We start from the raw sequence: 24,633 nt of genomic DNA, 5'->3' as shown, positions 1-24,633 counted from the left end.
CCCCGGGATGACGACGTAGATCGCGTCAGCCGCCGGGCCGGGCAGTGCTGATCGTCGTGAGGTCGCGCAGGGCGAAGCGCAGGTGCTCCCACTCCTCGCCGAGGATCACGTGCAGGCAGTGCAGGACCGACACCTCGGTCTCGGCTGACCACGGGTTCCGTCGAGGCTCGGCGAGCACTTCCGGGGTGACGGTGGCGAGGAACTGGCGGACCATGGCCTGCCGCTCGGCACGCAGGTCGAGTACCTCGGCCAGGGTCGGTTGCTCCGTTGCGAAGATCGACGTGTCGAAGCCGTCCGTCGCGTACTCGACGTGCGGCTGCCCGAGCGGATGAAAGGGCTGCGGCAGGCGCAGCACCGCCTTGCCGAGCCAGGCGTCGGCGGCGAACGCGAGGTGGCGAAGGGTCTGCGTGAAGGACCACTCGCCGTCGACCGAGGCGTCGACGGCGTCGGCCGGCATCGAGGACGCGCGGTCGACCACGGCCGCCCAGGCCCGTTCGAGCGCCGCCCACGCCGCCCGCAGACCCTCCGGATCCCCGGCCTGCCTCAGCTCCCGCCCCGGGAACCGCCGGTTGAGCTCGGCCTCGACGAACGGCACGACGTCGACCCCGTTGACCAGCAGCGATCCCTCCGCCAGCCAGGGTGCGTCGATATCGAGCCCCCGCACCTCGACGCCGCGCATCACCGCCCCGGCCAACGTCGAGCTGATGAACCGTGCCCCCTGTAGGTCCCGGTCGACGAACTCGGCCTTCTGCTCCTGGACCATTCGGACTCCTCCCGTCAACGAATCGCGGCGACAGTAGCGCGGAGGTGCGACGTCGCTGATCCGCGTAGCCGCCCTGCCTTGCCCGTCGATGGACGAACCCCTAGCCTTGATTCGCGGACGTCAATGGATCACCACCCGCGGCGTCGCGATGGTGTGGCCGCCCGCGTTCCCGCTGGCCCTACCGCCGGGTGGTTGCAGCGACGGGGGCATCCTTCATGCGACGACCGACGACGTGGACGATCCGGCTGGCCACCGCCCTGGTCGCAGCGGGAAGCCTGGTGGCCTCGACGGCTGTGGGCAGCACCGCGCACCGGCCCGCCACCGCGCCCACCGCCGTGGTCGACTGGAGCGTCGAGCGGCAGCGGATCGACGGTTTCGGCGGCTCCTTCGCGTTCCACAAGGCCGGCGGCATCAAGCGGCTCGGCGAGCCACTCACCTCCCAGATGCTTGACATGATCTTCGACGACCGGGCCGGGATCGGCCTGGACATCGTGCGGGTGATGGTCGGCGACGGCGGAGTGTGGGGCGACCAGCTCTACGACGGCCCGACGCAGACGATCGCCCCCGAGCCGGGCACCTTCGTGTGGGACCGGCCCGACTGGGCACAGCGCAAGGCCGACTTCGACGCGTACCAGGTCTGGTTGATGCGGCAGGCGCAGGCGCGCGGCGTCGAGACGATCCTCGCCAGCGTGTGGAGCCCACCGGCGTGGATGAAACAGAACAACAGCGTGACCTCGTCCGGCCCCTCCGGCCCGCCGAACAAGCTGCGACCCGAGATGTACCAGGCGTTCGCGGACTACCTCGCGGAGTACGTGCTCGGCTACGAGCGCGAGTTCGGAATCAGGATCACGCACATCTCGCCGACCAACGAACCCGACATCTCCACCGGGTACTCCAGCTGCCAGTGGACCGCCGAGGAACTACGCGTCCTGGTACGCGACCACCTCGGTCCCACGTTCGAACGGCGGGGCGTGACCGCGAAGATCGTGCTCGGCGAGGGCGTCGGCTTCCACGAGGGGTACGCGCTGCCCACGATCACCGACCCGGCGGCCAACCGGCACGTCGACGTCGTCGCGGCGCACGGCTACGCCGGGCTGATCGACGACGCCACCCGGGCCGCGCCCACCGCGTTCACCACGTCCCACGCGCTGGGCAAGACCATCTGGCAGACGGAGTACATGAACCAGGGCGCGCCGCGCGACCGGTTGTTCGTCAACAACACCATCAGCGACGGCCTGCGCTACGCCACCCTCATCGGCAACCTGTTCGACGAGACCCGGCTGGGCGCGTACTTCTGGTGGTGGCCGGTGGCGAACAACGGCGCGGACGGCTCGGACCTGATCCGCCTGGTCAACACCGGCACCCCGCAGAGCGGCAACCCGACCGAGAACGGCCAGTACCGCGTCTTCAAGCGCTACTACACGTTCGGCCAGTACAGCCGCTTCCTCGACCCCGGCGACGTGATGATCGACGCCACCAGCACCCCTTCGCCCGGGGTCACGCTCACCGCGTACAAGGATGAGGCCACGCACGACTTCACCATCGTCGTCGTCAACAACAACCCCGATGACGTCCCGCTGACCGTCGACCTCACCGGCGGCTTCCCGCTGCCGCCGGAGAGCAGGCGGGACTGCAAGCGAGGCGGGTGGACCCACTTCTTCAACCCGACCTTCCGGAGCCAGGGCGAGTGCGTCTCCCACGTCGCCGCCGGCAAGGGTCCACGTCCGTCGGTGGTGCCGTACCGCACGTCGGCCAACGAGAACATGAAGAAGCTGCCCGACATCCGCACCCACGGCGGGTCCTTCAGCACCCACCTCCGTGGCCGCAGCGTGACCACCTTCGTACCGAAGTGGTCCGAGCTGCCCGCACTCCCCGACCGCAGGGACGTCTTCTCCACCTACCTGGCCGAGGAGAACGACGGGCAGTCCGCCGGGCTGAGGGTGGCCACGACGCCCGAGCACGGCAAGGTCGTCACGCGCGTACGCGACGGCAGCCACCTCCGCTGGGCGAACGTCAACTTCGCGGACGGCTCGGCGGCCGGCTTCGCCGACCAGAAGGGCCAGCTGCGCCTGCACGCCACCGTGGCCCCGAAGGCGGGCGGCGTCATCGAGGCACGAATCGACAGCCCCGACGGCCCACTGGTCGGCTCGATGACCGTACCGCCGGGGTCCGGCACCGACTGGGTGACCGCGACGACCTGGATCGACACCAGCCCCCAGTCGGCGAACGGCTTCCACGACCTCTACCTGGTGTTCACCGGCGGCGCCGGCACCCTCTTCACCGTGGACCGCGCCGAGTTCAGCGACTGACCGGCGTCACTGCGTCACTGCGCCACTGAACTCACCGCACCATCCGCGCCACCATCGGCACCGACGACCACCCCGCCGACCGTCACCGTAAGCAACATCGACCCGACCAGGAACTCACCTACTCCGAAGCTTTGCTCTGCTTCAACCGACGCAACGGTTACGCTTCGTGTCGCCTACCGGCCGAACAGCGGTTCACCGTCGATGCGCCGCGGCTGGTCAGCGGCTATTGCGTGGGTTGAAGCAGAGCAAAGCTTGGCGGGTGCATATCGGCGGGGAGGTCACGGGCGACACGCTGGGTGAGGATTACTCAGCGCATCAATCGGATGACTTTCGCAGACCGCGTACCAGGGGCTTGCGTGCCGGCCGGGCGATGGCTCTGGTGGCCGCGCTGGTTCCGATCTTCGGCGTGGCCACCGCCCAGGCCGCGCCGGTCCGGCTCTCCCAGGGCCGGCGGCGGCCCGGCCGGCTGCTCCGGCCCGGCCGGGGCCGCGCCGTCGCCTCGGTCCGGCCGGGCCCGCCGTCGTCTCGGCCCGGTTGGGCCCGCGCCGTCACGCCTGGCGGGCCGGCTCCCGGGACAGCAGCGCACGCAGCGCCCGGACCACGTCGGCCGGGGCCTCCTCGGCCATGAAGTGACCGCAGGTGACCGTCTCGTGCACCAGGTCCGGTGCCCATCCGCGCCACAGCCCGGCGGCGTCGTACCCGAGGGCGGCACCCCAGTCCTGCTGAAGCACGGTCACCGGCATCCGCAGCCGGTTGCCGGCCGCCCGGTCGGCCCAGTCGTGGACGACGTCGATGCCGGCGGTGGCCCGGTAGTCGGCGACGATCGAGTCCACCGACGCGCGGGACGCCGCGAGGTACGCCGCCCGGACGTCGGCGGGAATCGCGCCCGGGTCACGGGTCCAGGCGTCCAGGAAGTGGCCGAAGAAGGCGTCGGCGCTCGCCGCGATCATCTGTTCGGGCAGGCCGGGTGGCTGCGCCATCAGGTAAAGGTGGAAGCCGACCGCCGCGTCGACGCCGTGCAGCACGTCCCACATGTCGAGCGTGGGCAGCACGTCGAGGATGGCGAGACGGGTGATCCGTTCCGGATGGTCGAGGCCGGCGCGAATCGCCACGAGGGCACCCCGGTCGTGGCCGGCCAACGCGAACCGGTCGTGACCGAGCGCTCCGGCGAGCGCGACCACGTCGGCGGCCATGGTTCGTTTGGCGTACGCGGTGCCGTCCAGGTCGGCAGGCTTGTCGCTGGCGCCGTAGCCACGCAGGTCCGGCACGATCACCGTGTGGTCGGCGGCCAGGTCGGCGGCGACGTGCCGCCACATCAGGTGGGTCTGCGGGAAGCCGTGCAGCAGTACGATCGGGCTGCCGGAGCCGCCGACCGCGGCGTGCAGTTCCACCCCGTCGGCGACGGGAACGCGCTGCTGGTCGAAGCCGCTGATGCGCGGGGTCATTCCAGGTCCTCCGGATCACATGGATGTGTCGATCGGCGGTTGCCGGTCGTCGACACCGAGGTTCGCCGCGCCGGATCAGCATCGGATGAGTGCCCGATGAGTGCCGGCGAACCGTCGCCATGATCGGCACTCGTCCTAGAGTGGTCACATGACCAGGCAGGACACGGCCCCGGCGGTGTCCTTCGGGGTGCTCGGTGCGGTCACCGCGTGGGCCGGTGGCGTACCGGTCGGTTTGAAGGGCCCCCGGCACCGCGCCGTGCTTGCCCGGTTGCTGATCGCCCGGGGCCGGGTGGTCCCCGTCGACCAACTCCTCGCCGACCTCTGGCACGCGCCGTCGGAAGGGTCGATCGCGGCGATCCGCACCTTCGTGGCCGATCTGCGACGGGCCCTGGAACCGGAGCGGCCGGCCCGCCGACCGGCCCGGTTACTGATCACCACACCCCCCGGGTACGCGCTGCGCGCCCCCGCCGACGCCGTCGACGCCTGGCGGTTCGAAACGGCAGTGGTGGAAGCCGGGCGGCTGCTCGACCAGGGCCGCCCCGAGCGGGCACTGACCGGCCTGGACGACGCGTTCACCCTGTGGCGGGGCCCCGCCTACGCCGGGTACGACGGCGAGAGCTGGGCCCGTGGGGAGATCAACCGCCTCGACGACCTCCGGTTGCTCGGTGGCCAGCGGCGGGCCGAAGCACTGATGGCGCTGGGGCGCGACGTCGAGGCCGCCGCCGTCCTGCGGGGCGACGCCGAGGCACACCCGCTGCGCGAGGACATCTGGCGGCTGTGGATCGTCGCGCTGTACCGCTCCGGCCGGCAGGGCGAAGCCCTCGCCGCGCTGCGCCGGGTCCGCGACACGCTGGTCGACGAACTCGGCATCGACCCGGGGCCCCGACTGCGTCAGCTCGAAGCCGACATTCTCCGGCAGGCGCCGCACCTCGCCCCGAGCACGCCCACCGCGATGCCGACACCGGTGCCGGCCACCTCCGCCGAGGCTCCGGCCGGGGGCGGCGGCGCGACCCCGGAACGTCCCGATGTACCGCCGGGGCGGCGTCCGTTCGTCGGCCGCGAACCGGAACTGGACCGCCTCGTACGAGTCGCCGCCAGCGTGGCCCGCGACGGCGTGCCGGCCGTCGCCCTGATCTCCGGCGACGCGGGCGCCGGCAAGACCGCCCTGCTCGACACCCTCACCCGGTGCCTGTCGGCCGACGGCTGGCTGACCGCCTGGGGTCGCATCCCCGAGTACGACGGGGCGCCGACCGCCTGGCCCTGGACGCAGATCAGCCAGGCGCTGACCGCGACGATCGGGCCGGCACGGCAGGCCGCGCCACCACCGCCGGTCGGCACCGGACCGGTGCCGGACGACTGCGACGGCGACGGCGACGGCCCGAGCCTCGAGACGCTGCGGTTCCGGCTGCGACGCGAGGCGGTCGCGCTTGTCGACGCGGCAGCCCGGCAAGCCCCGGTGCTGCTGGTCCTCGACGACCTGCACCGCGCCGACGAGGGAACCCTCGATCTGCTCACCGGGCTGCTCGCCGAGCCCGAACCGGCCAGCGGCCCCCTCATGGTCGTCGCCGCGTACCGCACGTCGCAGGTCGGTGCCGGGCTGACGGCGACGCTGGCCCGACTCGCACCACGCGAACCGACCCGGGTCTACCTCACGGGCCTGTCCGAGGTGGCGACCGCCGAACTGACCCGGGCGGTCGTCGGACTCGACGTGGACGCCGCCACCCTCAGGTCGATCCACCACCGCAGCGGCGGTAACCCGTTCTTCGTCCGCGAACTGGCCCGGCTGCTCGCCGCCGAGGGTCCGCAGGCGCTTCAGCGGGTACCCGCCGGGGTGCGGGACGTCATCCGGCACCGCCTCACCCAACTGCCGGAGGCCACCCGCACATTGCTACGGCAGGCGGCGGTCGTCGGGCGTGACGTCGACCCGGAGGTGCTCTCGACGTTTACCGGCGAGCGGGAACCGCTCGTCCTCGACGCCCTCGACCAGGCCGAACAGGCCGGCTTTCTCAGCGCGCACGGGCCGGCCGGGCAGTTGCGCTTCACCCACATGCTGGTCCGCGACACCCTCTACGACGACCTGCCGCAAGCCCGCCGCGCCCGGTGGCACGCCGCCGCCGGGGAAGCGATGGAACGGCTGCACCCGCACCAGGCCGCCGCCCTCGCCCACCATTTCACCGCCGCCGGGACCCGGGCCACCGCGGGCCGCGCAGCCCGCTACGCACGGTCAGCCGCCGAGCAGGCCGAGGCGCGGGCCGCCCCGCACGACGCGGTCCGGCTGTGGGAGCAGGCGGTCACCGCGTACGACCGGGCCACCGACGGCGACGTGCACGGCCGGTTGGCGGCGCAGATGGGTCTGGGACGGTCCCTCGCGGTCACGGGTCGGCTGGCGCAGGCCCGCCGGCACCGGGCCGCGGCGATCACCACCGCGCAACGCCTCGACGACCCTGAGCTGCTGGCGGACGTGCTCACCGCCTTCGACGTACCGGCGATCTGGACCCGCAACGATGACGAGCCACTGTCCCGGCAGGTCGCGCTGGCCGTCGAGACCGCGCTGGCGGCCCTGCCCCCGGACGAAGGCACGCGCCGAGGTCACCTGCTGGCCACCCTGGCGCTGGAGTTGCGCGGCAGCACCGGCGACCGCGGCGACCGGGCCGCCCGGGAGGCGGAGGACATCGCCCGGCAGACCGGCGACGTACCGCTGCTCGCGTTGGCGCTCAACGCCCGATACCTGCACACCTTCCACCGGGCCGGGCTGGCGCCGGAGCGGGCCCGGATCGGCGTGGAGCTGGCGGAGGTGGCCCGTTCACGGCATCTGGTGACCTTCGAGGTGCTCGGCCACCTCATCGCCATGCAGGCTTACTGCGCGGTCGGCGACCTGGCCGCGGCCGACGCCAGCGCCACGGCCGCGGACCGCCTCGCCCGACGCTACGAGCTGCCCCTGGTCGGTCTCTTCACCCGGTGGTACGCGGCCCTGCGGCTGGCCATCGAGGGACGACCCGCCGAGGCAAAGGACGCCTATCGGGAGGCGAGTCAGGCCCTGCCCGCCGACGAGCTGCCCGGCATGGCGCAGGGACTGGCCCCGCTGGCGCTGTTCTGCCTGCGCCTGACCACCGGCGGTGACCTGACACCGGGCGAGACGGCCCGCTGGCAGGGCGAGGACTGGGGCCCGTACGAACCCTGGGTCCGCCCGCTGCTGCTGCTCGCCGCCGGTCACCGCACCGAGGCCGCCGAAGCCCTGGAGGCCGTGCCGGACTCGCCGCACGACCTGCTGCGCGAGGCCCGCGGCTGCCTCGTCGCCCGCGCCGCCGTCGCGCTCGACGACCGGGCCCGCATCCGTGCCACGTACGCCGACCTGCTGCCCGCCGACGGCGAGCTGGCCGGTGCCGGCAGCGGGGTGCTCACCCTCGGCCCGGTCGCCCGTCACCTCGACGACCTCGCCGCCGCACTCGGCGACGCCCCGCGGGCAGCGGGCCACCAAGCGTCCGGTCGCGGGTGAGTGGCTCAACTCCGCCGCTCCGGCTCGTCCGCGATAGTCACGTCGACCGGGCCGACCCGCAGGATGCCGTCGGTCAACGGGGTGCAGCGGACGCCTCCCCTGCCGCGCAGGCCACGCCACGCGCCGGGGCCGATGGTCACGTCCATCCAGGCGCAGGGGTGTGCCGCCCGGTTCATCCGCAGCCGCACCGGACCCTGGCCCGAGTCGAGCACCAGCACCGAGCCGACCAGGTCGTCCACGGTGATTCCCCTGGTCAGGATGTTGCGCCGGACCTGAGCCAGGCCGGTCCCCGGCGGCAGCGACTCGGCCGCGATGACGGTGACGCTCGCCTGCTGGTGCGCGGCCTTGCCGAAGTACCGGTCCCCCACGATGCCCAATTCGGCCCGGACCTGGATCTCGTCCACCAGCTCATCGGCCGGCGCCGGCTCCGGCCCGTCCGCCGGCCGGCCCACGAACCGGTGCACGGGCGAGGCCAGCAACTCGACGATCTCCGGCATTTCCCGACTCTATGCCGGACGCTGCGAGCGGGTCAGGAGAAGCGTCGTCCCTCGTCGCGCCGGTACGCCCAGCCGGCGAGTGCCGCCAGCCCGACGATCCACACCCCGAGCATGATCATGGAAAGCGGCTCGGGCCGGAAGTCACCCACCGCCGTCCACATCAGCTCGACCGCGCCCCGCGTCGGCAGGAACGGTGCGATCGCCTCGATGAACGCGGGGGCCTGCCCGGGTGCGGTGAGCAGACCACCGCCGACGGCCAGCGGGAAGAACACCAGTTGGGCGACCACGATCGCCGCCTTGCTCGGCAGGGCATACCCGATGGCCAGCCCCATCAGCGTGAACGGCACCGACACCAGCGCGACGGTGACGGCGGCGAGCGCGAACCCCGCCGCGGTGGTTCGCGCCTCGGTGAGCAGCGCCGCGATGAGCACCACCGGCAGCAGCGACAAATAGGTCAGGGTCAGGCCGGCCAGCACCCGGCCGGCGAACCGGGGTGCCGGCCCGACCGGCAGGGTCCGCAGGTACGGATCCCACGGCTGAGCCCGGTCCTCGGCGACCCCGACGCCGTACTGGAAGACGTTCGCGCTGAGCACCGCGAAGGTGACCATGGCGGCGGTGGCGTAGGTGGCGGCGACGGCGTTGTCGCCGACGGCGGGCACCACGAAGAAGAGCATCGCGACGGCGGGAAAGAAGGCGCTGCCGAACACCGCGACCGGGGTCCGGGCGAGTTCCAGCAGTTGATAGCGGGCGTGAGCCAGGGCGTACTGCACGGCGGTCTCCTCAGGCGGTGGTCGGTACGCCGGCTGCCGCCGGGCGGCTGTCGGCGGTGATGGTGAGGAACGCCTCCTCCAGTGAGGTGGGTCGGACCTCCAGGTCGCGGAAGGCCACACCGGCGGTGACCAGATCGCGGACCAGTTGGTCGGCGTCGCCGGTGAGCAGGTGGATCCGCTCCCGGTCCCGTTCCACCCGGACCACGTTCGGCAGGGTCGGCAGGTCGTCGGCGGTCAGGCTGACCCGGCGCAGGCCGACCACGCCGCGGATGGCGGCGACGCTGTCGTCGGCGAGCACCCGGCCCTGCCCGATGACCACCACCCGCTGGGCCAGCGCTTCGATCTCCTCCAGGTAGTGGCTGGTGAGCAGGACCGTGCCGCCGTCGGCGTGGAAGGCGCGGATCGCGTCCCACAGCGCGTGCCGGGCTTCGACGTCGAGGCCGGTGGTCGGCTCGTCGAGCAGCACCAGCCGGGGCCGACCGACGAAGGCCAGCGCCACCGCCAGCCGCCGCCGCTGCCCCCCGGACAGCCCGCCGGCCTGCCGCCGGGCCAGATCGGTCAGTCCGAACCGGTCGAGCAGTTCGGCCCGCGGAACCGGGTCGGGAAAGTGCGCGCCGACGAAGTCGACCACCTCACCGACGCGTAGCGAACCGGGCAGCCCGGTCTCCTGTGGAGTGACCCCGACCGACCGCCGGCAGGCGGGGTCGCGGGGATCGCCGCCGAACAGCAGCACCCGACCACCGGTGGGGCGGCGCAGCCCGACGAGCAGGTTGAGCAGGGTGCTCTTGCCGGCTCCGTTCGGCCCGAGGAGGCCGACCAGTTCCCCGGCCGGCACGTCCAGGTCGACCCGGTCGAGGGCCAGGACGTCACCGTAGCGTCGGGTGGCCTGCTCGGCCCGGGCGAGAATCATGGTGTCTCCTTGGAATCGGCGGGTGCGAGCAGCGCACGGATCGCCTCCGTGTACTCCTCGAAGGCCAGGCGACCGCGACGGGTGAGAGCAATCAGGGTGACCGGGGTACGACCTCGGTGGGTCTTGGTGACAGCGACGTAGCCGGCTTCCTCCAGCCGTCGCAGATGCACCGAGAGGTTCCCGGCGGTCATCCCGAGGACCTCCTGCAAGCGGGGAAAGGTCACCTGGTCACACTCGGGCAGGGCGGACAGGGAAGCGACCACCCGCAGCCGCGCCTGGGCGTGGATGACCGGGTCGAGTTCGGTCATTGCCGGCCTCGGCGACGCAGCCAGCCGAGCATCCCGGCGAGCAGCATCCCGCCGCCGCCGGCCACCGAGACGACAAGGGCGTGCCAGCCGGGGCCGGCAACGGTGCCGAGCAGGTTGACCACGGTGATCCCGACACCGAGCAGGAACAGCGGACGGTCCAACCAGATCGCGCCGCCGGCCATGTGCAGGATGCCGGTCAGTCCCACCGCGAAGGCCGACCAGAGCAGGCCGACGAGGTCCGGCGGGAGACTGTCGGAGAGCCGGCCGGCGAGCACGAAGAGGGACAGGAAGCCCAGGCCCCAGGACCAGCCGTACCAGGCGCCGCGCCGGGCGGAGTCCCCGGTCACCTGCCCGTACGCCCGCGCTCCGGCCATCGCGGTGACGGCACCGGCGGCGGCCAGCAGGACGAACAACGTGGTCAGTGGCAGCCAGGAGGGCATCTCGACCAGGGGCGCGTCACCCGGCGAGTAATAGAGGAAGTGCAGCCCGAAGCCGATCAGCCAGGCCAGCCCCCAGGGCCAGTAGTAGGCGCGCGGGTCCGGCTCGAACTGGCGGGCGGCGGTCGCCCGCTGCTCGTCGATAAGTCGCAGGGCGGCGGCCGGGTCCTCGGGTGGCAGGTCATCGTCGGTGATCACGCAAACTACTTTAAGATGCAAAGTCAAGCGTGCCGACGGCGGCCTCACCCGCGGACCCGGCGCACCGCGTTGGGCTGCGGACCGGTCGGCGTCCGCAGCCCAACGTGATCCCGTGTCAGCGTCCGCAGGTCACGGTGATCCCCTGCGGCACCGTGCTGGCCGACGCGAGCAGCCCGAACGTGGTGGTGCCGCCCGGCGCCACGGTGCCGTTGTACGGCGCGTTCCGGACCGTGACGTCGGCGCCCTCGCTGTCGGGCACGCCACCCCATACCGACTGGATCCGCTCGTCGCCGGACCACCGCCACCGCACGAGCCAACCATCGAGGGCCTCACTGCCGGTGTTGCTCACGGTGACCGTGGCGACGAAGCCGCTGCTCCAACGGGCGTCGATCGTGGCCGTCGCGCCGCACCCGGACAGAGGTTCCGTCCGCGCCGGCCCCCCGATCACGTACGGGTCACGCCGGGCCTCGACGTCACTGAACCGGAACCAGTACTCGGTGTCCGGGGTCAGTCCGTCGAGCGTCACCTGACCGTTGCGCTCCAGCCCGGTGACCGCCTCGGCCACCGGGTTCTGCCACTTCGCCGCGTCGTCACGGCTGGTGAAGAGCAGGACGGTCATCGGCAGGTCGTAACCGCAGGGTGGGCCACTGAACATCAGGGAGTAGCTGATCGTGACGGTGGTGGCGGTGGTCCCGGTGACCATGCCGGTGATCGGCAGTGCCGGCGGGCACGCCACCGTCGGGGTCGGGGTCGGGGTCGGGGGCGAGGGCGGACTCGAGCTCGGGGTCGGAGTCGAGGGCGGACTCGGGCTCGGGGTCCACAGGGGGGCCGAGGTCGGGGCGGCCGGGGTGTCGGCGGCACCGGCCGCCGTGATCCCGGCGACAGCAGCCAGGGTCACCGCGGTCAGCACCACGCCGAACGTACGAAGCATCCGTTACCTCCAGAAGGGACGGCGACCGGCAGGATCGGCTGAGCCAGCCGACGGCCGGTAGGTTGTCGGGCGCCGACCGCCGGACCGCTGACGGCGTCGACAGCAGACGTCACGGCGACGGCACGCGCACGACAGGGCTGCCCGGACGCGTGGCAGCAACGGCGCGCCCACGCCCGTCGAGCGACCGCATCGGCTCCCAGATGCGGTCGATGAGCCGAGTCTCTCAGTCGACGTTCCTCGATACAACCGCCGGCCGACCGGACCGGAGCCGGACGATGCTATCGGCCACCACCGGCGGTCCCCTCAACCAGCGCCTGGCGCATCCGGTTGATCTCGACACCCTGCTCCACCACGACGCTGCCCGCCAGTTCGTTGACGGTCACGTCGGAGCCGAGCGTCAATGCCTCCTTGCCCATGTCGATCGCGCCCTGGTGATGGTCGGTCATCATGTCGACGAACATGCGATCGAACTCGGCGCCGCGGGCAGCGGTGAGCCGGTTCAGTGCCTCCGCCGACTGCATGCCGGACATGCCGTGCCGATGGTCGCCACCGGAGTCCCGGTCGAGGCCCCGGTCGGCCAACCACGCCTCCAGCACCTTGATCTCCGGCCCCTGGGCGGCCAGGATCCGATCCGCGATGATCTTCAGTTGCGGGTTCTCACCCCGCTCCGGTGCCAACCGGGCCATCACGAGCGCCTGCTCGTGGTGCGGGATCATCATAGTGACGAAACGGACGTCCGCGTTGTTGTGCGGTGGGCGCGGCCTCGCCGACATCTCGTTCGCCGGCAGCGACCTCGCCGGCTCGCCGGGGCGTCCAGGCATCAGCACCGGCGCGGTGGCGTCCGGGATACCCGGCAGCTCGATCGGCGCGGGGTTGCTCGACGTCGCCGCCGGCTGCGGGTCGCCGTCCGGCCACCGGAGAACCAGCGTCACCCCGACGGCCAGCACGGCCAGCACCACCAGCTCGATCAGCACCCACATACGCGATCGTCCGAGCAGTTCCCGGACCCGTACACCAAGCACCACGTGACTCCCGCCGTCGGTCGAGGTTGGCGGGATGTTAGCGCGGGACTGACCTGCAACGGGAGGGCCGAGGCCGGCGAAGCGGGAGCGCGTACGACTCGGACCTGGCATTTCCGGCCTCGTCCCGGGACGCCCGGGGCTGGTCGGCCCTACGCACGCGCCCGGCGGTGGCCCTTGACCGCAGACCGTGGTCGGCTTAGCTTCATCGATCAGGAAGGTATCTTAACTGATTTCGCCCACCCCGCCTGGGAGTGCCGATGCGATCATCCCGTCCCCGCCGCCTCACCGCCCTCGTCGCCCTGACCACCCTGCTCGTCACCGCCGCGCCGCCGGCCGCCGCCAACGCCAGCGGCAAGCCGGATCGCAGCAGCGGCTACCACCGGGTCGGCTACTTCACCCAGTGGGGCATCTACGGCCGGGCGTTCCCGGTGAAGAAGCTCGACACCTCCGGCGCGGCGAGCCGCCTCACCCACGTCAACTACGCCTTCGGCAACGTCAGCGAGGACGGCCGGTGCTACGTGGACGGCGGCCCGGGTGAGGGCGACGCCTGGGCCGACTACCAGCGTCCCGTACCGGCGGAGGAGAGCGTCGACGGGGTCGCCGACGCCTGGGGCGAACCACTCAACGGCAACTTCGGCCAGTTGGCCAAGCTGAAGGCCAAGCGCCCCGACCTGAAGGTGATGATCTCGCTGGGTGGGTGGAGTTGGTCCACGTACTTCTCCAACGCCGCCCGCACCGACGCCTCCCGTCGAGCCTTTGTCTCCTCCTGCATCGACCTCTACCTCAAGGGCAACCTGCCGATCCTCGACGGTGGCAGCGGCGGCCCCGGTGCCGCCGCAGGTGTGTTCGACGGCATCGACCTCGACTGGGAGTGGCCCAACTGGCCCGGTGAACCCGGCAACGTCATCCGCCCCGAGGACCGGAAGAACTTCACCAAGCTGCTCGCCGAGTTCCGCCGGCAGCTCGACGCGTACGGCCGGCAGACGCGACGCCACCACCCACTTACCGCCTTCCTCCCGGCCAACCCGGCCACCATGGACGCCGGCTACGAGGGACGCAAGATCTTCAAGTACCTCGACTTCGCCACCGTGCAGGGCTACGACTTCCACGGCACCTGGGAGGCGGTGACCAACCAGCAGTCGGCGCTGCGCGTACCGAAGGGCGCACCGGACGACCCGGACTTCTCCGTGGAGGTGGCGATCGACGGCTGGATCGCCCGCGGGGCGCCCCGGCACAAACTGGTCCTCGGCATCCCCTACTACGGCCAGGGCTGGACCGGCGTCACCGGCGGCGGCAACGGGCTGTTCCAGCCGGCCACCGGGCCCGCTCCGGCCACCCACGCCGCCGGGTTCGAGGACTACAAGCAACTCAAGAACCTGGCCCGGGACGGCTTCACCGTCCACCGCGACCTGCGCGCCGGGCACGCCTGGCTGTTCGACGGCACGACCTTCTGGACGTACGACGATCCGGTGGTCGTGTTGCAGAAGACGCTGTACATCCGCCGGGCCGGCCTCGGCGGGGCGATGATCTGGTCACTCGACGGCGACGACGACCACGCCACCCTGACCAGGACGATCAGCCTGGGACTCACCACCCGATAGCCGTACCGTTCCCCGGCCGCCGTCGCGCACCGGCGGCGGTCGGGCGGCGGGCGCTCACCCGAGGATGCCCTCGTGCAGCGCGCGGAGCACCGCGTTCGTGCGGTCCCGCGCGCCGAGCTTGGTGAGAATCGTGGAGACGTGGTTCTTGACGGTGCCCTCGGCGAGGAACAGCCCCTCGGCGATCTCCCGGTTGCTGTAGCCGTGCGCCACGAGCCGCAGCACCTCCTGTTCGCGTTCGGTGAGGCTCTGCACCGGCGGCGCCTGCGGTCCGGCCGGGGACGGCCCGGAGCGGATCGCCCGCAGCATCCGGTCGGTGATCGACGGGGCGATGAGCGTGCCGCCGTCGGCGAGCGTACGGATGGCCCGGGTGAGCTGGTCCAGCGTGACGTCCTTCAGCAGGTAGCCCCGGGCACCCGCGCGCAGCGCCGCGAGCACGAGTTCGTCGTCGTCGAACGTGGTCAGCACCAGCACCGGGATGTCGACGCCCTCCGCGCGTAGCCGTTCCAGCGCCCAGATCCCGTCGAACCGGGGCATCCGCAGGTCGAGCAGGATCACATCGGGGGCGGTACGCGCGACGACCGGGAGCGCGGCCCGGCCGTCGTCGGCCTCGCCGACCACGTCGATCCCGGCGACCTCCAGCAGCCCGCGAATGCCCTGCCGGATGAGGGTCTGGTCGTCGACCACCACCACCCGGGTCATCGCGCCGGCACCCGTGCGGTCACCCGGAACCCGTCGCCCCCGTCCACGGACAACTCACCGCCGAGGGCGGCGAACCGCTCGCCCAGGCCACGCAGCCCGTTGCCGAGCGCCGGTTCCGGTGCTCCGCGACCGTCGTCGCGGGCGTCCAGCACGGTCTCCCGTTCGTCACCGGTCACCGAGATCCGCAGGGTACGCGCGTCGGCGTGCCGGATCGTGTTCGTGACGATCTCCTGGGTGGCCCGGACGAACGCCGCGCTGTCGTCCTCGTCGATCCGCATCGCCGGGGACACGTCGATGGTCACGTCGAGACCGGGCAGGTCCTGCGTCACCCGACGCAACGCCTGCTCCAGATCGGGGCTTTCGGTGCGCAGCCGCCCGACCGTGGCCCGCACGTCGCCGAGCAGGTCCCGGGCGACCTGGTCGGCCCGCTCAAGGTGGGTACGCACGGCCGGACCCTCCAGGTGACGGGCGGTCTCCAGCTCCAGGGTCAGCACGGTCAACTGGTGGCCGATCAGGTCGTGCAGTTCGCGGGAGATGCGCAGCCGTTCCGCCGTGGCGGCCGAGTCCGAGAGCAGGACGCTGGCGGCCTGCAACTCGACGTGCGCCTCGGCCAACTCACGGCGCATCCGCTGCTCCCGCAGCAGGGTGACCGAGCTGAGCAACGTCGCCACCTGGATGAGCAGATAGAAGATCAGGAGCATGACGGCGTCAGCCGGAGCCCGCGTCATCGACGCCGCACCGAACGTGATCACCAAAGTGTTGGCGACCACGACCGCCAGACCCACCGGCAGCGGCACCACGTACACACTCACCGCGGCGGTGAGGACCAGCAGCACCGGCAGGAGTCCCAGGTTCGATGCGGTCAGCAGTAGGGCCCAGGCGGCGGCGACGGTCACGGCGAACGCCGCGTACCGCACCACCCGGGACACGCGGGTGGCGACCGAGACGAGCAGGGCAGCCAGGTACGCGGCGAACAGCGCGATCCACCAGCCGCGCGGGATTGTGGTACCGAGAGCTCCGAAGATCCCGGGGCCGGCGACGGCGACCGCGACCACGAGCATCGCGAGGCCGGACCATTCGTCTGTCCCGACGCGTCGCATGATCCCCACTCTAGGTCGGGCCGTGGCGCGCCCACCTGTGCCGAAAGTAATGCCCGCAGGTGATGACTTTCGGGACGCGACACCGGCCGGGCCCGTTCGTAGCGTCGAGGCATGAACAGCACCGAACCGGCGATCCTCGCCGAGCAGCTCGCCAAGAGCTACCGCGGCACCCGGGCGGTCGTCGACGTGAGCCTGCGGGTCGAGGTCGGCGAGGCGGTCGGGGTGGTCGGCGCCAACGGCGCGGGCAAGACGACGACCGTCGAGATGATCGCCGGGCTACGCGTACCCGAACGGGGGCGGGTACGCGTACTCGGCCTCGATCCGCGCCGGGACCGGGCGCGGCTGCGGCAGGTCCTCGGCGTGCAGTTGCAGCAGGCCCACCTGCATCACGCGCTCCGGGTCACCGAGTTGGTCGACCTCTACCGCAGCTTCTACCCCGATCCCCGGCCCACCGGTGAACTGCTCGACCTGGTCGAGCTGACCGGACAGCGCCGGACCAGCTTCGACAAGCTCTCCGGCGGGCAACAGCAGCGACTCTCCATCGCCCTCGCCATCGCCGGGCGACCCCGGGTGGTGATCCTCGACGAACTGACCACCGGGCTCGACCCGACGGCACGACGCCGAATGTGGGGCACGGTCGAACGACTCCGATCCGAAGGGGTAAGCGTGCTGCTCGTCAGTCACACCATGGAGGAGGTCGAGCGGCTCTGCGACCGGGTCGTGGTGCTCGACGCCGGCCGGGTCGTCGCGCTAGACACCCCGGCGGGCCTGATCGCACGCGCCGGCACCACCACCCTCGACGACGCGTTCGTCGCGCTCACCGGCCGGCAGTTGGCGGAGGAAACCGCATGAGCACACTCGTCGAGGCCCGTCGGCCCGGGCTGCGCTCGCTGGTCACCCTGATCGGGTGTGAGGCGAAGATGGTCGTCCGGGACACGGCCGGGCTGGTGGTCCCCCTCTGCCTGCCGTTACTGATCATGCTGACCAGTGCCTCCTCCGCGAGCCGGACGGTCGTCGCCAACGGGCGCACCGCGCTGGACCTCTACGTCCTGCCGCTCGTGTTCGCCATGGTCATCGCGATCATCGGCATCATCAACATGCCGAGCTTTCTCGCCTACTACCGACGCTCCGGGATCCTCCGGCGGCTCGGGGTCACCCCCGCGTCGCCGGCCATGGTCCTCGCCGCCCAGGCCGTCGTCAGCGTCCTCCAGGCGCTCGTCGGCATCACGGCCGCCCTGGTCGTGGCGTTCCTGGCCTTCGGCGCCGACCCGCCCGCCAACCTCGGCACGGCGGTCGGAGTGGTCGCGCTCGCGATGGCGGCGATGTACAGCACCGGGATGATCGTCGCGGCGGTCGCGCCCACTCCCAACTCCGCCGTCGCCATCGGCCTGGTCGCCTTCTTCATCCTCGGCGCCCTCGGTGGCATGTTCGGCGGCCGCGACGCCCTGCCCGAGGGGCTCGCCGAGGTCGGCGGCTGGCTGCCGTTCGGCGCAGCCGTCGAGGCCCTGTCGTCCGCATGGGCCGGCACCGCGGTGCCGGCGGCGAACCTGATCGGCCTCGGCGCGACGGTCGTCGTCGGAGCCGTGGTCGCGGGTCTGCTGTTCCGGTGGGAGTGACCCGTCACGGTCCCGCCGGACGGCGGCCGGACGGCCGGGCCGGTCGGTCAGGACGGCTCAGCGGTCAGCAGGTAGTCGTCCGCCTCGGTACTCCACCGCAGGCCCACGGCCCCTTCCGTGGCGGCGGCCTTGCAGAACTGCAGAAAGCCTCGGTAGCCCAGCTTCTTCTCGCTGAAGTCCGGCCGCACCCGACGGAGCTGATTCTTCAGGCCGGACAGGGCCACCTCGCCGGTCTCGCCACCGAGATCGCGGACCACGGAACCGAGCAGCGCGAACGCCGTCTCCCGGTCGCCGTGTTCCGGCAGGGAGACCTCCGGGTCGCCCTTGGCCGGGCCCTCCGCCAGCTCGATCACCCGCAGTTCGGCCAGGTGGCGCAGCAGTTCACCGAAGGTGCGGAACCCGTGGTCGGACTCGCTGAAGGTGGGATCCTTACGCAACAGGGTCCGCTTCAACCGCGAGGCGGTCACCTCCCCACCGGAACTGCCCTGCAGACCCGCGACGGTCTGCGCGACGAGGACGGCGAGCGCGTCCGCGTCGCGGGCCGGCTCCTCGGTCGGCGGCGCCTCGATCTCCACCTGCTCGACGGGCTGCGGCTCCGGCTCGGCCAGCCGGGTCGGGCGGGTGCGCCGGCCCCGCGTCGGCAGGGTCTCGACGCCCTCCAAGCGGTCGTAGAAGAGGAACTCGTCGCACGCCGGTGGCAGCAGGGCCGAGGTGGAGTTCTCCACCCCCACACCGATCACCTGCTTGTTGAGTTCGCGGAGCTTGTGCACAAGCGGCGTGAAATCGCTGTCGCCGGTGCAGAGGACGAAGGTCGAGATGTACCCGCGTTCGAAGGCCAACTCGATCGCGTCGACGGCCATCTTGATGTCGGCGGCGTTCTTACGGGTGGCACCCATCCGCTGCGGAATCTCGATCAGCTCGACATGCGAGCGGGTCAACATCCGCCGGTCCTCGTCGAAGTACGACCAGTCGGCGTACGCCCGACGCACCACCACCCGGCCACGCTCGGCCAGCGCGTCGGCGATCGGTCGAAAGTCGAACATCGCCCCACCGTGGTGGTCGCGCACCCCCAGTGCCAGGTTCTCGTAGTCCAGAAACAGGGCGATCCGGTCCTCATGCTCCACCCGGGCAGCGTACGTCGGCGCGGACGTGACCGGGCCGGGGCAGGTGGCACCGCGCCGGTACGGGACCGTCACGGGTAGCGGCTACCATCGCCCGATGGATCTTCGCGGCACGATCAGCCCGGACCGTCCGCTGCTCGTCCTGGCCATCGCCGAGGAGGCCGCGTACCTCGAAGCGGAGCTTCCGGTGCTGCTGACCGGGATGGGAAAGGTCAACGCCGCAGCCGCGGTCGCGGCGACGCTGGCCCGCTTCCCGCTGCCGTCGGTACTGGTCAACCTCGGCACCGCGGGCGCACTGCACCCGGGTTGGACCGGCACCCACGAGGTCGGCAGCGTCCTCCAGCACGACCTGGACACCGAGTTCATCCGTCGGCTCACCGGCCAGACCGTCGGCGCGCCGCTGACCCTGGGCGACGGCCCGACGCTGGCCACCGGTGACCAGTTCATCGCCGACGACGAGGCCCGCGCGGCCCTGGGCCGCCGTGCCCACCTGGTGGACATGGAGGGGTACGCGGTGGCGTCGGCGGCGCACGCGTTCGGCGTACCGGTGCGCATGGTGAAGCAGGTCAGCGACGAGGCCGGGGCCGGGGCGGAACGCAGCTGGCGGGAGTCCGTCGACGGCTGCGCCCGGCTGCTCGCCGGCTGGGTACGGGACAACCTCTGACCGTCGTATCCCGGGCCGATCCACAGCGTGTGTCCGGCGGTGAGCGGCACGTTTGCCGCAGCGAGGTCCGGGTAGCCGCGGTACTGCGGCTACGGATTGGAACGGGTCATGGAGTTGTCGGCGCGCACGACGATCATCATGCGGAGTGGTATCCGAGGGGTCATCGCCGCGATGGCGATGTCCGGGCTACGCCAGGCCACCACCTCCCTGAATCTCGTGCAGAGTTCGCCGCCGAAGTCGGTGATGGAAAAGCTGGTGCCCGGACTACTCGACCGGTTGCCCGGCGATCAGCACCCGGCGGCCCTGGCGGTGGCCCACTGGAGCTACGGGCTCGGTGCCGGGCTGGCCTTCGGCGCACTTCCGAAACGCCTACGTCATCGGATCTGGGTCGGCCCGCTCTACGGCATGGTGCTGCTGCTCGGCTTCCACGCCACCATCGCGCCGGCCCTCGGCATCGACCGGCGGCTGACCGACTGGCACGAACAGTTGGCCCTGGTCGCCGACCATCTCCTGTACGGCATCGTGGTGGCCGGCTTCCCGATGCCGCACCGGGACTGAGCACCACAACCAGCCACCCGTCCACCCTCGGCGGCCCGGCCCACCCACCGTGGCGGCCCTGCCGACGCGGCGCACGCCACGTCGGCAGGCCGGTGCCGGGTCAGGCGCCGCCGGCCAGGTCGCGCCGGCGGAAGGCGGCCACGGCCACCTGGGCGAAGGCGCCGGCGAGCACGGTCAGCACCACCACCGCGACCACGCTGACGTCCTCCAGCGGGTACTCCCCCACGTGCTCGAACGGCGACAGCCGCAGCACGCTCTCGGGAAGCTCCAGGATCGGGGCGAAGTAGCCGGCGATCAGCCCGTAGCCGAGCACCACCCAGATCACCGGCAGCGTCCTCGGTGCCGCCGCGTAGAGCAGGGCCGCAGCCGCGAGGACCAGCCAGACCGCCGGGGTGTGCGCGAGATGGCCGACCAGCACGTCACCGAGCAGACCCGCGTCGCCGGTGCTCGCCGCCGCGCCGACGCCCATGCCCGCAGCGGCGACCAGCAGCAGCCACGGTACGCCGAGCGCCACGACGGCGAGGTGACTGCCGATCCAGGCGGTCCGGCTGACCGAGGTCGCCAGCACCGGCTCGGCCCGTCCCTCAGTCTCCTCGGCACGCAGCGACTGCACGGCGAGTACCGCGTAGACCCCGACGACGAGCGCCATGGTCAGGCCCATCATGCCGAGGTAGCCGGCGAGCAGGTCACCCGAACCACCACCCATGACTTCGACCAGATCCTCAGGTGCGTTCTCGAAGCCGTCGAGCAGGGGCTGGGTGAACGAACCGTAGGCCACGCCGGCCACCAGCAGCGCCCCGCTCCAGCCGATCAGGCTCGCCCGGTGCAGCCGGAACGCGAACGCGAACGGACCGGCCAGCCAGCTCGCGGCCCGTGGCGAACCCGGGCGGGGCGGCACCAGGCCGGCGCCGAAGTCGCGCCGCGCCGACAGGACGTAGCCGGTGACGGCGGTCGCCGCCGCGAAGGCCAGCGACACGGCCAACGGCCACCAGCGATCGTGGACGTACGCGGCGGTCTGCTGGGACCAGCCGATCGGCGACAGCCAGGACAGCCAGGACGGCCCGCTGCCCTGCACCGCCGCCATGTCACCGAGACCGCGCAGCACGAACGCGGCACCGAGCGCCGCCCCGGCCATGCCGGAGGCCGCGCGCGGGTACTCCGACAACTGGACGGTGACCGCGGTGATGCCGGCGAAGGCCAGCGCCACCGCACCGACGGAAGCGCCGAACAGCATCGACCCACCCGCGTCGAAGCCGCGGCCCGCCATCATCACACCGATCAGCAGGGCCACCAGCACCGCCATCACGGCGGTGAGGGTCAGTGCGGCGGTCAGTTGGGCGTGCCGACCGACCACGTTGGCGCGGACCAGTTCGGCGCGGCCGGTCCGCTCCTCGGTGCGGGTGTGCCGGACCACGGTGAGCAGGCCCATCAGACCGGCACCGATCAGCACGTAGAGGCCGTACTGACCGGCGAGGAAACGTTCGATGGTCAGGTCGTCGAAACCGAAGCCGGGTCCACCGAACAGGGCTCCGGCGGGGCTGCTGGTGAAGGCGGTCAGCCCCGCCAGATCCTCCGGAGTCTGCGCGATGGTGTCCAGCGCGGCGGCGAAGTACGTCATCAGCAGCGGCAGACCGAGCGTCCAGGCGGGCAGCCGGATCCGGTCGCGGCGCAGCATGAACCGCAGCAGGCCACCGGTCCCGGTGACGGCGGTGCCCGTGCCGGTGCCGGCCGGTGCCGCGCGGTCGAGCGTCGTCGCGGTCATCACGCCACCTCCCCGGCTCCGTTGTGGACGAGCTGGTCACCGTAGTGCCGCAGCAGTAGCTGCTCCAGCGTCGGCGGCCGGACGGTCAGTCCCTGTACACCGAGGTCACCGAGTTCGCGTACCACGACGGCGAGTTGGTCGCCGTCGACCTCGAAGCGGACCTGACCGTCGTCGGTGCGCAGGCCGTGCACGCCGGCCAGGTTGGCCAGACCGTCGGCCGGCCGGTCGGTGACGGCCTCGACCGAGGTACGGGTGAGGTGGCGCAGCTCGGTCAGCGAGCCGGTCTCGACGATCTTTCCCTGTCGGATGATCGAGATCTGGTCGGCGAGCACCTCGACCTGGGCGAGGATGTGACTGGACAGCAGCACGGTGCGCCCGGCGTCCTTGACCTCGCGGATGCACTCCTGGAAGACCGCCTCCATCAGCGGGTCCAGCCCGGCGGTCGGCTCGTCGAGCAGCAGCAGCTCGACGTCGCTGGCCAGTGCCGCGATGAGTGCCACCTTCTGCCGGTTGCCCTTGGAGTAGGTGCGGCCCTTCTTGCTCGGGTCGAGGTCGAAGCGCTGGCACAGCTCGTCCCGGCGGACCGGGTCGGTGCCGCCGCGCAGCCGGGCGAACAGGTCGATCGCCTCGCCGCCGGTGAGGTTGGGCCACAGCTCCACGTCGCCGGGCACGTAGGCGAGCCGTCGGTGCAGGGCGACCGCGTCGGCCCAGGGGTCGCCGCCGAGCAGCCGGGCCCGGCCCCCGTCGGCGCGCAGCAACCCGAGCAGGATCCGGATGGTGGTGGACTTGCCGGCGCCGTTGGGGCCGAGGAAGCCGTGCACGGTGCCGGATTCGACCCGCAGGTCGAGCCCGTCCAGTGCCTTGACCCGGCCGAAGGACTTGTCGAGGTGGTGGATGTCGATGGCAGCAGTCATGGTCGTTGACCTCGTTCGAGGAAGCCCCGAGGCGTCCCGGGGTGGGATGTGGTCGATCGACGGATCCGGGGCAGCGCCGCACGGGATCCGTTGTGGTTCGCGGTGGTACGCGGATGAGTGGGCCACGCCGCAGCGTGGTGGCGGTTCAGCTCGCCGTACCGTCCGGGTCGGCGGCGTTCGGGGAGGCCGACGGCGGGTCCGGCACGTACATCAGGTATTCGTCGAGCATCGACCGGTCGGCGAGCAGCCCCTCGGTGAACAGTTCCAGCGCCGGCAGGGTGAGCTCTTCCATGTAGCGCCGGAACAGGGCGGGGAACTTCTCGGGTTCCGCGTCGCCACCGTGCAGGGTGAACCAGAGCAGCATGCTGCCGGTCGCCTGGTAGGCCAGGTAACGGGTGCGGGCGGCCCGGTCACGGCTGGGCCGCACGACCCCGGCCGCCTCCCCCGCGGACAGGTACGCCTCGGCGTCGCTGATCATGTGCCCGATCAGCTCGGCCGCCAGTTCCCCGCCGGCCTGCATGCTGCGCAGCAGGTACAACACCATCGGCGCGAACTGCTCGACCTGGGCCATCTGCGCCAGCAGCATCGTCCCGGTGCCGTCGGTCAGCGCCTTCTTCTTCTCCCGGCGCATGAACTCCAGCACCCGCTCGTCGCAGGCGCGGCGCAGCCCGTCCTTCGAGCCGAAGTGATGAACGATCAGACCGGCGGTCACCCCGGCGTCCGCGGCGATGGTGCGCAGCCCGGCCCGGAAGCCGTCGCGGCCGAATCGGACGATAGCGGCGTCACGGATGCGGCTCGCGGTGGCCAACTCGCCGCCGCGCTCCTCCGAAGCTCCGCCCAAGGACGTCACAACACCAGATTAAACACTTGTTCAATCACCCGGCAAGGCCCGGCGACCGCAATCCCTGAGAATGACCTGATGAGCTCGCTCACCATCCGCGAACGCCAGCCGGCCGACCTGCCCGGATGCGTCGACCTGCTGGCCGAGGTGCACCGCGTCGACGGCTATCCGCTCAACTGGCCGAGCGATCCGACGCGCTGGTTGTGCCCGCCGGAGCTGTGGCATGCGTGGGTCGCTGCGACCGACGACGGCGCTCTGGTGGGGCACCTTGCCGCCCATCGCACCCCACCGACCGCGCACGACGCTCCCGCCCGTGCGTCGGTGGAGCTGGCCCGGCTGTTCGTCGCGCCCGACCTCCGCCGCCGTCGGGTCGGTGCCAACCTGCTTCGTCAGGCGCGGGAGTGGGCGGCGGACCGGCGGCTGGGCCTGTTCCTGGAGGTCGTCGACCAGGGCCGCTCACCAGCCGTCGCGCTGTACGAGCGCGAGGGCTGGCGACACGCCGCCACCGAGACCGCCAGTTGGTGCGCCCCGGACGGCTCGGCGGTCACCCTCCGCCGGTTCGTGCTGCCCGTCGCAGATCCCCAGGCCAGGGACGGCCCGGCCGAGGGTGATCCGGCAGAGGGCGAACCGGCCAGTCACTGACAGTCAGCTCCGAAGAGTCACTCACCTTC

The 24,633-nt window shown here is 71.9% G+C and carries 23 protein-coding genes and 1 pseudogene; 8 read left to right on the top strand and 16 right to left on the bottom strand.

What is annotated here, in order from left to right; all coding sequences use genetic code 11:
* Positions 1 to 25 precede the first annotated feature (25 nt).
* Positions 26 to 763, bottom strand: coding sequence for a DinB family protein (locus AB0J93_RS26585; RefSeq protein ID WP_363925050.1), 738 nt, complete (start codon positions 761 to 763; stop codon positions 26 to 28).
* A gap of 215 nt (positions 764 to 978) precedes the next feature.
* On the opposite strand from AB0J93_RS26585, the gene AB0J93_RS26580 reads away from it, so the two are divergent.
* Positions 979 to 3,072 carry a glycoside hydrolase gene (locus AB0J93_RS26580; protein ID WP_363925049.1) on the top strand — a complete coding sequence of 698 codons (2,094 nt, stop codon included), beginning with the start codon at positions 979 to 981 and terminating at the stop codon, positions 3,070 to 3,072.
* A 548-nt stretch (positions 3,073 to 3,620) separates the two neighbouring features.
* Here the strand turns inward: AB0J93_RS26580 and AB0J93_RS26575 are convergent.
* Positions 3,621 to 4,517, bottom strand: coding sequence for an alpha/beta hydrolase (locus AB0J93_RS26575; protein WP_363925048.1), 897 nt, complete (start codon positions 4,515 to 4,517; stop codon positions 3,621 to 3,623).
* Positions 4,518 to 4,665: 148 nt separating this feature from the next.
* On the opposite strand from AB0J93_RS26575, the gene AB0J93_RS26570 reads away from it, so the two are divergent.
* Positions 4,666 to 8,013: a BTAD domain-containing putative transcriptional regulator gene (locus AB0J93_RS26570; protein WP_363925047.1), complete on the top strand. Its 3,348-nt coding sequence runs from the start codon at positions 4,666 to 4,668 to the stop codon at positions 8,011 to 8,013.
* Positions 8,014 to 8,018: 5 nt separating this feature from the next.
* On the opposite strand, the gene AB0J93_RS26565 is transcribed toward AB0J93_RS26570, so the two are convergent.
* The 7 genes from AB0J93_RS26565 to AB0J93_RS26535 form a co-directional block, all read right to left on the bottom strand.
* On the bottom strand, positions 8,019 to 8,510 hold the full coding sequence (locus AB0J93_RS26565) for a molybdenum cofactor biosysynthesis protein (protein WP_363925046.1): 492 nt from the start codon (positions 8,508 to 8,510) through the stop codon (positions 8,019 to 8,021).
* Positions 8,511 to 8,542: 32 nt separating this feature from the next.
* A complete protein-coding gene (locus tag AB0J93_RS26560; RefSeq protein ID WP_363925045.1) occupies positions 8,543 to 9,280 on the bottom strand; it encodes an ABC transporter permease in 738 nt (245 codons plus the stop codon).
* A gap of 10 nt (positions 9,281 to 9,290) precedes the next feature.
* On the bottom strand, positions 9,291 to 10,190 hold the full coding sequence (locus tag AB0J93_RS26555) for an ABC transporter ATP-binding protein (RefSeq protein WP_363925044.1): 900 nt from the start codon (positions 10,188 to 10,190) through the stop codon (positions 9,291 to 9,293).
* A complete protein-coding gene (locus AB0J93_RS26550) occupies positions 10,187 to 10,498 on the bottom strand; it encodes a transcriptional regulator (RefSeq protein WP_363925043.1) in 312 nt (103 codons plus the stop codon). The genes AB0J93_RS26555 and AB0J93_RS26550 overlap by 4 nt, the downstream gene beginning before the upstream one ends.
* Positions 10,495 to 11,133, bottom strand: coding sequence for a transporter (locus AB0J93_RS26545; protein ID WP_363925042.1), 639 nt, complete (start codon positions 11,131 to 11,133; stop codon positions 10,495 to 10,497). Before AB0J93_RS26545 ends, AB0J93_RS26550 begins: the two co-directional genes overlap by 4 nt.
* Positions 11,134 to 11,248: 115 nt before the next feature.
* Positions 11,249 to 12,064 (bottom strand): cellulose binding domain-containing protein, encoded by an 816-nt coding sequence (locus AB0J93_RS26540; RefSeq protein WP_363925041.1) that lies wholly within the window; start codon positions 12,062 to 12,064, stop codon positions 11,249 to 11,251.
* Between the two features lie 278 nt (positions 12,065 to 12,342).
* Complete coding sequence (locus tag AB0J93_RS26535) at positions 12,343 to 13,086, bottom strand: DUF305 domain-containing protein (protein WP_363925040.1); 744 nt, start codon at positions 13,084 to 13,086, stop codon at positions 12,343 to 12,345.
* Positions 13,087 to 13,343: 257 nt separating this feature from the next.
* On the opposite strand from AB0J93_RS26535, the gene AB0J93_RS26530 reads away from it, so the two are divergent.
* On the top strand, positions 13,344 to 14,687 hold the full coding sequence (locus AB0J93_RS26530) for a glycoside hydrolase family 18 protein (protein ID WP_363925039.1): 1,344 nt from the start codon (positions 13,344 to 13,346) through the stop codon (positions 14,685 to 14,687).
* Between the two features lie 54 nt (positions 14,688 to 14,741).
* Here AB0J93_RS26530 and AB0J93_RS26525 read toward each other — a convergent pair whose 3' ends face one another.
* Positions 14,742 to 15,386 (bottom strand): response regulator transcription factor, encoded by a 645-nt coding sequence (locus tag AB0J93_RS26525; RefSeq protein ID WP_363925038.1) that lies wholly within the window; start codon positions 15,384 to 15,386, stop codon positions 14,742 to 14,744.
* Positions 15,383 to 16,486, bottom strand: coding sequence for a histidine kinase (locus AB0J93_RS26520; protein WP_363925037.1), 1,104 nt, complete (start codon positions 16,484 to 16,486; stop codon positions 15,383 to 15,385). Before AB0J93_RS26520 ends, AB0J93_RS26525 begins: the two co-directional genes overlap by 4 nt.
* A gap of 111 nt (positions 16,487 to 16,597) precedes the next feature.
* Here AB0J93_RS26520 and AB0J93_RS26515 point away from each other — a divergent pair, with 111 nt between their 5' ends.
* Both AB0J93_RS26515 and AB0J93_RS26510 read left to right on the top strand, forming a co-directional pair.
* The gene (locus AB0J93_RS26515) at positions 16,598 to 17,338 is read left to right on the top strand and encodes an ABC transporter ATP-binding protein (RefSeq protein ID WP_363925036.1); all 741 of its coding nucleotides are present in this window, start codon (positions 16,598 to 16,600) and stop codon (positions 17,336 to 17,338) included.
* A complete protein-coding gene (locus AB0J93_RS26510; RefSeq protein WP_363925035.1) occupies positions 17,335 to 18,102 on the top strand; it encodes an ABC transporter permease in 768 nt (255 codons plus the stop codon). The genes AB0J93_RS26515 and AB0J93_RS26510 overlap by 4 nt, the downstream gene beginning before the upstream one ends.
* A gap of 47 nt (positions 18,103 to 18,149) precedes the next feature.
* Here AB0J93_RS26510 and AB0J93_RS26505 read toward each other — a convergent pair whose 3' ends face one another.
* Positions 18,150 to 19,226, bottom strand: a complete 1,077-nt coding sequence (locus AB0J93_RS26505) for a PIN domain-containing protein (protein ID WP_363925034.1) — start codon at positions 19,224 to 19,226, stop codon at positions 18,150 to 18,152.
* Positions 19,227 to 19,320: 94 nt separating this feature from the next.
* Here AB0J93_RS26505 and AB0J93_RS26500 point away from each other — a divergent pair, with 94 nt between their 5' ends.
* Entirely contained in the window at positions 19,321 to 19,887 is a 567-nt protein-coding gene (locus AB0J93_RS26500) for a nucleosidase (protein WP_363925033.1), read from the top strand.
* A 138-nt stretch (positions 19,888 to 20,025) separates the two neighbouring features.
* Positions 20,026 to 20,445, top strand: coding sequence for a hypothetical protein (locus tag AB0J93_RS26495; protein WP_363925032.1), 420 nt, complete (start codon positions 20,026 to 20,028; stop codon positions 20,443 to 20,445).
* A gap of 100 nt (positions 20,446 to 20,545) precedes the next feature.
* Here the strand turns inward: AB0J93_RS26495 and AB0J93_RS26490 are convergent, their stop codons facing one another.
* The 4 genes and pseudogenes from AB0J93_RS26490 to AB0J93_RS26475 form a co-directional block, all read right to left on the bottom strand.
* Complete coding sequence (locus AB0J93_RS26490) at positions 20,546 to 22,207, bottom strand: ABC transporter permease (RefSeq protein WP_363925031.1); 1,662 nt, start codon at positions 22,205 to 22,207, stop codon at positions 20,546 to 20,548.
* Positions 22,207 to 23,121 (bottom strand): ABC transporter ATP-binding protein, encoded by a 915-nt coding sequence (locus AB0J93_RS26485; protein ID WP_363925030.1) that lies wholly within the window; start codon positions 23,119 to 23,121, stop codon positions 22,207 to 22,209. Before AB0J93_RS26485 ends, AB0J93_RS26490 begins: the two co-directional genes overlap by 1 nt.
* Before the next feature lie 145 nt (positions 23,122 to 23,266).
* Positions 23,267 to 23,752: a hypothetical protein gene (locus AB0J93_RS26480; RefSeq protein WP_363925073.1), complete on the bottom strand. Its 486-nt coding sequence runs from the start codon at positions 23,750 to 23,752 to the stop codon at positions 23,267 to 23,269.
* Positions 23,753 to 23,785: 33 nt separating this feature from the next.
* A pseudogene (locus AB0J93_RS26475) lies at positions 23,786 to 23,971 on the bottom strand (TetR family transcriptional regulator); the annotation flags it as partial.
* Between the two features lie 69 nt (positions 23,972 to 24,040).
* Here AB0J93_RS26475 and AB0J93_RS26470 point away from each other — a divergent pair.
* Positions 24,041 to 24,604, top strand: coding sequence for a GNAT family N-acetyltransferase (locus AB0J93_RS26470; RefSeq protein WP_363925029.1), 564 nt, complete (start codon positions 24,041 to 24,043; stop codon positions 24,602 to 24,604).
* Positions 24,605 to 24,633 lie beyond the last annotated feature (29 nt).

The organism is Micromonospora sp. NPDC049374, from assembly GCF_040677165.1.
In the GTDB taxonomy this organism is placed as follows: domain Bacteria; phylum Actinomycetota; class Actinomycetes; order Mycobacteriales; family Micromonosporaceae; genus Micromonospora.
This window is presented reverse-complemented; position numbering and strand designations above follow the sequence as displayed.

Excerpts from the sequence above, each read along its gene's own strand:
- AB0J93_RS26580 (WP_363925049.1), top strand. The coding sequence starts at position 979 with ATGCGACGACCGACGACGTGGACGATCCGGCTGGCCACCGCCCTGGTC.
- AB0J93_RS26500 (WP_363925033.1), top strand. The coding sequence starts at position 19,321 with ATGGATCTTCGCGGCACGATCAGCCCGGACCGTCCGCTGCTCGTCCTG.
- AB0J93_RS26575 (WP_363925048.1), bottom strand. The coding sequence starts at position 4,517 with ATGACCCCGCGCATCAGCGGCTTCGACCAGCAGCGCGTTCCCGTCGCC.
- AB0J93_RS26485 (WP_363925030.1), bottom strand. The coding sequence starts at position 23,121 with ATGACTGCTGCCATCGACATCCACCACCTCGACAAGTCCTTCGGCCGG.
- AB0J93_RS26495 (WP_363925032.1), top strand. The coding sequence starts at position 20,026 with ATGCGGAGTGGTATCCGAGGGGTCATCGCCGCGATGGCGATGTCCGGG.
- AB0J93_RS26520 (WP_363925037.1), bottom strand. The coding sequence starts at position 16,486 with ATGCGACGCGTCGGGACAGACGAATGGTCCGGCCTCGCGATGCTCGTG.
- AB0J93_RS26585 (WP_363925050.1), bottom strand. The coding sequence starts at position 763 with ATGGTCCAGGAGCAGAAGGCCGAGTTCGTCGACCGGGACCTACAGGGG.
- AB0J93_RS26490 (WP_363925031.1), bottom strand. The coding sequence starts at position 22,207 with ATGACCGCGACGACGCTCGACCGCGCGGCACCGGCCGGCACCGGCACG.
- AB0J93_RS26540 (WP_363925041.1), bottom strand. The coding sequence starts at position 12,064 with ATGCTTCGTACGTTCGGCGTGGTGCTGACCGCGGTGACCCTGGCTGCT.
- AB0J93_RS26480 (WP_363925073.1), bottom strand. The coding sequence starts at position 23,752 with ATGCGCCGGGAGAAGAAGAAGGCGCTGACCGACGGCACCGGGACGATG.
- AB0J93_RS26510 (WP_363925035.1), top strand. The coding sequence starts at position 17,335 with ATGAGCACACTCGTCGAGGCCCGTCGGCCCGGGCTGCGCTCGCTGGTC.
- AB0J93_RS26550 (WP_363925043.1), bottom strand. The coding sequence starts at position 10,498 with ATGACCGAACTCGACCCGGTCATCCACGCCCAGGCGCGGCTGCGGGTG.
- AB0J93_RS26570 (WP_363925047.1), top strand. The coding sequence starts at position 4,666 with ATGACCAGGCAGGACACGGCCCCGGCGGTGTCCTTCGGGGTGCTCGGT.
- AB0J93_RS26555 (WP_363925044.1), bottom strand. The coding sequence starts at position 10,190 with ATGATTCTCGCCCGGGCCGAGCAGGCCACCCGACGCTACGGTGACGTC.
- AB0J93_RS26565 (WP_363925046.1), bottom strand. The coding sequence starts at position 8,510 with ATGCCGGAGATCGTCGAGTTGCTGGCCTCGCCCGTGCACCGGTTCGTG.
- AB0J93_RS26530 (WP_363925039.1), top strand. The coding sequence starts at position 13,344 with ATGCGATCATCCCGTCCCCGCCGCCTCACCGCCCTCGTCGCCCTGACC.
- AB0J93_RS26470 (WP_363925029.1), top strand. The coding sequence starts at position 24,041 with ATGAGCTCGCTCACCATCCGCGAACGCCAGCCGGCCGACCTGCCCGGA.
- AB0J93_RS26525 (WP_363925038.1), bottom strand. The coding sequence starts at position 15,386 with ATGACCCGGGTGGTGGTGGTCGACGACCAGACCCTCATCCGGCAGGGC.
- AB0J93_RS26515 (WP_363925036.1), top strand. The coding sequence starts at position 16,598 with ATGAACAGCACCGAACCGGCGATCCTCGCCGAGCAGCTCGCCAAGAGC.